The 6,315-nt window shown below is 72.8% G+C and carries 5 protein-coding genes and 1 pseudogene; 2 read left to right on the top strand and 4 right to left on the bottom strand.

Features of this window, described 5'->3' with window-relative positions; translation table 11 throughout:
* A pseudogene (locus HMPREF0731_RS25145) lies at positions 1 to 358 on the top strand (penicillin-binding protein activator); the annotation flags it as partial.
* 71 nt (positions 359 to 429) lie between these two features.
* Positions 430 to 1,812: an ATP-binding protein gene (locus HMPREF0731_RS07725; RefSeq protein WP_245538284.1), complete on the top strand. Its 1,383-nt coding sequence runs from the start codon at positions 430 to 432 to the stop codon at positions 1,810 to 1,812.
* A 41-nt stretch (positions 1,813 to 1,853) separates the two neighbouring features.
* Here HMPREF0731_RS07725 and HMPREF0731_RS07720 read toward each other — a convergent pair whose 3' ends face one another.
* The 4 genes from HMPREF0731_RS07720 to HMPREF0731_RS07705 form a co-directional block, all read right to left on the bottom strand.
* A complete protein-coding gene (locus HMPREF0731_RS07720) occupies positions 1,854 to 2,660 on the bottom strand; it encodes a TIGR03915 family putative DNA repair protein (protein WP_007003511.1) in 807 nt (268 codons plus the stop codon).
* Positions 2,657 to 3,916: a putative DNA modification/repair radical SAM protein gene (locus HMPREF0731_RS07715; RefSeq protein ID WP_040612540.1), complete on the bottom strand. Its 1,260-nt coding sequence runs from the start codon at positions 3,914 to 3,916 to the stop codon at positions 2,657 to 2,659. Before HMPREF0731_RS07715 ends, HMPREF0731_RS07720 begins: the two co-directional genes overlap by 4 nt.
* Before the next feature lie 97 nt (positions 3,917 to 4,013).
* A complete protein-coding gene (hemW, locus tag HMPREF0731_RS07710; RefSeq protein ID WP_040612538.1) occupies positions 4,014 to 5,171 on the bottom strand; it encodes a radical SAM family heme chaperone HemW in 1,158 nt (385 codons plus the stop codon).
* 167 nt (positions 5,172 to 5,338) lie between these two features.
* A complete protein-coding gene (locus HMPREF0731_RS07705) occupies positions 5,339 to 6,076 on the bottom strand; it encodes a sulfite exporter TauE/SafE family protein (RefSeq protein WP_040612536.1) in 738 nt (245 codons plus the stop codon).
* Positions 6,077 to 6,315 lie beyond the last annotated feature (239 nt).

The following is a 6,315-nucleotide window of genomic DNA, read 5'->3' as shown; positions in this document are numbered from 1 at the left end:
CGCGCTGTGGGGGCAGGATGACAGCACGAGCCAGCAGGCGGCCCTCGCCGGCGCCTGGTTCCCCGGCCCCGACCCGGCGGCCCGCGGCGCCTTCGAGAGCCGCTACGAGACCGCCTTCGGCGAGAAGCCGGCGCGCATCGTGGGCGTCGCCTATGACGCCGCCGCCATCGCCGCCCGCGCCATGCGCGACGGCTCCGGCCAGGTGCCGGTGGGCGAGGTCATCCTCGGCGCCGATGGGGCGCTGCGGCTGAACCCGGGCGGGCAGGTGCAGCGCGGCCTCGCCGTCTACGCCATCGCCCCGGGCGCCGCGCCGGGCGTCGTCGCCCCGGCCGAGCTGCCGGGCAGCGTCGGCTACTGAACGGGCGGGAGGGCGGCCGCGCCCTCCCCCTTCCTGTCCCTTGGGGCTCCGCCCCGCTCTGGATGCGCGTCATGGATGAGGAAAGGCCGGCGGCCGGGCGCTGGCTGAGTTCGGCGGCGCTGATCGGCGGCGTGCCGATGGTGGTGCTGCTGCTGCTGGGACTGACCGGCCAGGCCCAGGGCGGGCCGCTGCTGCTGGCGCTGCTGGCCACCGGCGCCGCCGCACTCGGCGTGGCGCGGCTCTGGCTCGGCAATCTGGCCCGGCTCTCCGCCGTGCTGAAGCGCGCCGCCGAGGGCCAGGGCGAATGGCCCGACCAGCGCCAGCCCCTGCTGCCGGCGCTCGCCGAGGTCTCCGACGGTGTCGCCCGCCTGGCCCGCAGCCTGGCCGAGCGCGGCGAGGAGGTCGGCCGCATGAAGCGCGCCGACGCCGCCATCCTGGAAGCCCTGCCCGACCCGCTGCTGGTGCTCGGCGCCGACCGCGCCGCGCTGCGCGCCAATGCCGCGGCGCGCGCTTTGTTCGGCGCGCGCGCCACCGATTCCGGGCCGCTGGCCGGCGATGTCGCCGCCCTGCTGCGCCACCCGGCCCTGGCCGGCGCCGTCGACCGGGCCCTGGCCGAGGGCCAGCGGCAGACCGCCGACCTGGTGCTGCCGGTGCCCGTCCCGCGCGAGCTGGTGGTGCAGGTCATCCCGCTCGACCCGCCACTCGCCGATGGCGGGCGGCTGGTCGTGCTGCTCTCCGACCGCACGCGCGAGCGCGCGGTGGAGCGCATGCGCGCCGATTTCGTCACCAATGCCAGCCATGAGCTGCGCACGCCGCTCGCCAGCATCATGGGCTTCATCGAGACGCTGCGCGGCCCGGCCCGCGACGACCCGGACGCCCAGGCCCACTTCCTCGGCATCATGGCCGAGCAGTCGGAACGGATGCGCCGGCTGATCGAGGGGCTGCTCGGCCTCTCCCGCATCGAGCTGGCCGAGCACCAGGCGCCGACCGAGCGCGTCGACTTGGCCGCCCTGGCGCGGCGCGAGGCCGAGGCCATGGCCCCCATCCTCGCCGCCCGCGACGTCACCCTGGAGCAGAAGCTGGAAGAGGGCGCCATCGCCGCCCCGGCCGATGCCGAGCAACTCGCCCAGGTGGTCCGCAACCTGCTGGAGAACGCCGTCCGCCACGGGCGGGAGGGCGGCACGGTGCGGCTCTGCGTCGCCCGCACCGGCAACCCCCGCCCCGGCATCATGCTCAGCATCGCCGATGACGGGCCGGGCATCGCCCGCGAACACATCCCCCGCCTGACCGAACGCTTCTACCGCGTCGACAAGGCGCGCACCCGCAAGGATGGCGGCACCGGCCTCGGCCTCGCCATCGTCAAGCACATCGTCAACCGGCATCGCGGCCAGCTGCTGATCGAAAGCCAGGAAGGTGAAGGAGCCACCTTCAAGGTCTGGCTGCCGGCGGAATAAGAGAAGACTCCGGGGGGACAGGGTCCCCCCGGACCCCGCCTTCAGTGGGCTTTCTGGCGGCGGCGGGGCGCCTGGAAATCCTGGCCGAGCATCGCCTGCACACGGCCCTCCGCGCCGCGCATCAGCTGCGGGATCACCGCCGCCTCGGGCAAATTCTTCCAGTATTTCTTGGGCATCTCGGCCTTCATCGCCGCGGGCTTCAGCCGCGCCGGGTTGAAGGTGCTGGCGAAGTAGACCTTCCAGAGCTCCTCCGCCGCGTCCTGGGCGGGAGCATCCTCGCGCCGGGCTCCGGGGGTGAACGCCACCGCCGCGCCATCCCAATGCGCGCAGCGCAGCGGCGTCAGGATCGACCAGCGCAGCGCCGCGAACCGCCGCTGGAAGAAGCCGGCCTCCGCCTCGACAATATGATGCTCCGGCTCGAACCAGGCGACGCTGCGCAGCCCGGCCTCCGTCTCCACCTCGCGGAAGCGCAGGAAGGCATGCATCTTGTGCGCATCCCGCCGCACCGCCCGCGCCATCGCCGACAGCCGCGCCAGCCGCGCGTCGGTCGGGTCGCGCAGCACCGCCGGCCGCTCCCGCCCGGCCCAGAGCAGCGCATAACCCAGCGCGAACCGCTCCGGGGCCGCATGCAGCAAGGCGCGCTCCAGCAGTTCCAGCACGACGCGCGGCACCACCAGCGGCGAGGCCGCCGCCGGAAGCACAGTCGGCTCGCCGTCGAACAATCCGGGCACCTCGCCGGGCAGGCGCCAGGACACCGCCTCGGGCGGGATGCCGGCGGCCAGCAGACCGCGCGCCGCGCGCCGCCACCCCGCCACATCGGCCGGGCCGTCCAGCGCCACGGTGGTCACAGGGCGAGCGCCAGCTGCGCCGGCCGTGCCGCACCGGCAAAGGCGCTGCCCGGCCGCAGCTGCTGCCGCAGCAGGGCGGAATCGATCTGCCCCGGCGGCGGCCGGTGGTCCGGCGCCAGCAGGAAGGGCGCCACCTTGCGCAGCGGGACCCGCAGGCGCGCCAGATCGGCCAGCCGGACCGCCCCCGCCCCGCGCGCCGCCAGGATGCGGTCCACATTGCGCGCGCCGAGCCCTGGCACCCGCAGCAATTCCTCCCGCCCCGCCCGGTTGAGGTCGAGCGGGAACAGCGCCCGGTGCTTCAGCGCCCAGGCCAGCTTGGGGTCGATCTCGAGGTCCAGCATGCCGTCCTCGCCGCCCGCCAGGATCTCCTCCGTGCCGAAGCCGTAGAAGCGCAGCAGCCAGTCGGCCTGGTACAGCCGGTGCTCCCGCAGCAGCGGCGGCGCCTGCGGCGGCAGGGCGGAAGACGCCTCCGGGATCGGCGAATAGGCCGAGTAATAGACCCGCCGCAGCTTGTAGCGCCCATACAGCGTGGCGCCGGTGGTCAGGATGCGGCGGTCGTCGCTGTCATCGGCGCCGACGATCATCTGGGTGGATTGCCCGGCGGGCGCGAAGCGCGGCGGCTGGGCGCGGCGGGCGGTGCGCTTCGCCTCCTTCGCCTCCTCGATGCCGCTGGCCAGCAGCCGCATGGCGCCACCGATGGCGGGCGGGCGCTTCTCCGGCGCCAGGCGTTGCAGGCTCTTCTCCTGCGGCAGCTCGATATTGATCGACAGCCGGTCGGCCCAGCGCCCGGCCTCTTCCAGCAGCTCCGGCGCCGCCTCGGGGATGGATTTCAGGTGGATATAGCCGAGGAAGCCATGCGCCTCGCGCAGTGTGCGGGCCACCCGCACCAGCTGCTCCATCGTGTAGTCGGGCGAGCGGATGATGCCGGAGCTGAGAAAAAGCCCCTCGATATAGTTGCGCCGGTAGAAGGCCAGGGTCAGCCGGACCAGCTCGTCCACGGTGAAGCGGGCGCGCGGCACGTTGGAGGTGGCGCGGTTGATGCAGTAGGCGCAGTCGAACACGCAGGCATTGGTCAGCAGCACCTTCAGCAGCGAGATGCAGCGCCCATCCGGCGCGTAGGCGTGGCAGATGCCCATGCCCTCGGTGCTGCCGAGCCCGCCCGCGCGCGAATCCCGTTTCTCGGTGCCGGAGGAGGCGCAGGAGGCATCGTATTTGGCGGCATCCGCCAGCAGGGCGAGCTTGGCGCGCAGATCCATGACACAGGCCATCCCGGAAGCATGTTCTTCATATGTTCCGTTTTGCCGGATGGCAAGGGGTGGTCCGCGCCGGGTTCAGCTCACCGCGGCAGCGCCCTCAGCGCAGCAGCACCGGCAGCAGCGCATCCAGCCGCAGCCGCCCTTCCCAGGTGGTGGCCAGGTTCCCCTCCGGCGTCCAGCGGAGGTAATCCTCCTCCAGGCAGGCGGTCAGCATGGCGGGGTCCACCGCCTCGGCCAGGGTTAGCCCGGTGCGGGCCTGCAACCGGGCGGGGCTGACGCCCTCCGACAGCCGCAGCCCCATCAGCAGCGCCTCCCGCGCGCGGTCGAGCGGCGCCAGATGCTCTTCCCGCGTCACCGCATGGCCCTCCGCCTCGACGCGCGACAGCCATTCCTCCGGCGCGCGGTGCCGGCGGGCGGCGACCACGGTGCCGTCCCGCGTCACCCGCTGATGCGCCCCGGCGCCGATGCCGAGATAGTCGCCATAGCGCCAATAGGCGAGGTTGTGCCGGCTCTCCGCCCCGGGCCTGGCGTAGTTGGAAACCTCATAGGGCAGCAGGCCGAAGCGCCCCGCCTCCTCCCCGGTGGCGTAGTAGAGGGCGGCGGCTTCCTCCCCCTCCGGCAGGGCGAAGGCGCCGCGGGCGTATTCGGTCGCGAAGCGCGTGCCCGGCTCGATGGTCAGCTGGTAGAGGGAGAGATGGTCGGCCGCCAGGGCGAGGGCCTGGCGCAGCTCGGCCCGCCACTCCTCCAGCCCCTGGCCGGGCCGCGCATAGATCAGGTCGAAGGAGATGCGCGGGAACAGGGCGCGCGCCGCCTCCAGCGCCGCCACCGCCTGCTTCGCGTCGTGCTGCCGGCCGAGGAAGCCCAGCGCCTTGTCCTGCAGCGACTGGATGCCGAGGCTGGCGCGGTTCACCCCGGCCTCGCGCAGCGCCGCCAGCTTCGCGATCTCGACGCTGGTCGGGTTCGCCTCCAGCGTGATCTCGATGTCGGGCAGCGGTTCGAACAGCCGGCGGGCCTCGGCGATGACATCGGCCACCACCTCGGGCGGCATCAGGCTCGGCGTCCCGCCGCCGAAGAAGATCGAGGCCAGCGGGCGCTTCTCGCCCAGCCGCTCGGCCTCGTGGGCCAGTTCCCGGCGCAGCGCGGCGCCGTAGCGCGCCGCGTCCACCCGCTCCCGCACATGGCTGTTGAAGTCGCAATAGGGGCACTTGGCCAGGCAGAAGGGCCAGTGGACATACAGGGCGATGGGCTCGGGCATGGCGCCGCATATGGGCGCGCGCCGCCCATGCTGTCGAGGGGGCAGGGAAGCGCCGTCTTTTCTGAATAAAAGACTTTTTCCCAGGCTGCCGCCGTCTCCCCCCCTACAGTGAAACGCTAAACAGATAAAAGTTTTTTGGTTCTTTTTTTCAAAAAAGAACACTCCTTTTATCTGAATATCACCCGCATCATCATTTCCGCCCCCAGCACTCCGAGTCCCAGGAAGAATCCCCGCCGGAACAGCTCCGGCCGCACCTTGCCGCGCAGCCAGCCGCCCAGGGCCATGCCGAGCAGCGCGGGCGCGATGGCCAGCAGGGACTGCCCCAGCCGCAGCACGGGCAGGCCCCCGTGCCAGGCCAGCCCCGCCGCCAGCGCCACGGTGGAGACGGTGAAGGACAGGCCCAGCGCCTGCACCAGATCGTCCCGCCCCAGCCCCAGCGCGCCGAGGAAGGGCACCGCCGGAATGACGAACACCCCGGTGGCCCCGGTGAGCAAGCCCGTCGCCAGCCCCACTGGCGGTGCCGCCCAGGCTTCGGCGCGCGGCGGCACGCGCAGGCTGGGCCGCGCCAGGCCGAGCCCGGCATAGGCCAGCAGCACCAGCCCCAGCGCCGCCACCGGCCAGGGCGAATCCCCCCGCGCGATCAGCCCCGCCCCCAGCAGCGTGCCGGCCAGGATGCCGAGCATCATGGCCCAGAGCCGCCGCAGCAGCGCGCCGAAGGCCGGGCCGGCCAGAAGCTGCCAGAGATTCGTCACCAGCGAAGGCAGCACCAGCAGGGCGGCCGCCTGGACGGGCGGCATCGCCAGGCCCAGCAGGCCCATCGCCACCGTGGGCAATCCGAGGCCCAGCACGCCCTTCACCAGGCCGGCGAGCAGGAAAACACCAGCGATATACAATCCATCGGCCATCGTGCAAAAAGTCCGGGGGAATGAATTCCCCCGGGCCCCCTTCTTTTTTCTGTCTGTTGGGTCGCATCCGCGGGGTCGCCCGACAATCTGGATCTTGGGAAGCCTGGCTTCGGAAAGGACGAAGGCTCTGCATCTGGACCTGGCCGATCTGCGGCTCTTCGTGGCGGTGGCCGAGGCCGGCAGCATCACCGGCGGCGCGGCGCGGGCGGGACTCGCCCTCGCCTCGGCCAGCGCCCGGC

The organism is Pseudoroseomonas cervicalis ATCC 49957 (assembly GCF_000164635.1).
Lineage (GTDB): Bacteria > Pseudomonadota > Alphaproteobacteria > Acetobacterales > Acetobacteraceae > Pseudoroseomonas > Pseudoroseomonas cervicalis.
Note: the sequence above shows the minus strand (reverse complement) of the source record. Positions and strands in the feature narration are given on the sequence as shown.

Bases quoted from the DNA above. Each gene is read 5' to 3' on its own strand.
- HMPREF0731_RS07715 (WP_040612540.1), bottom strand. From the start codon at position 3,916: ATGGATCTGCGCGCCAAGCTCGCCCTGCTGGCGGATGCCGCCAAATAC.
- HMPREF0731_RS07705 (WP_040612536.1), bottom strand. From the start codon at position 6,076: ATGGCCGATGGATTGTATATCGCTGGTGTTTTCCTGCTCGCCGGCCTG.
- hemW (WP_040612538.1), bottom strand. From the start codon at position 5,171: ATGCCCGAGCCCATCGCCCTGTATGTCCACTGGCCCTTCTGCCTGGCC.
- HMPREF0731_RS07725 (WP_245538284.1), top strand. From the start codon at position 430: ATGGATGAGGAAAGGCCGGCGGCCGGGCGCTGGCTGAGTTCGGCGGCG.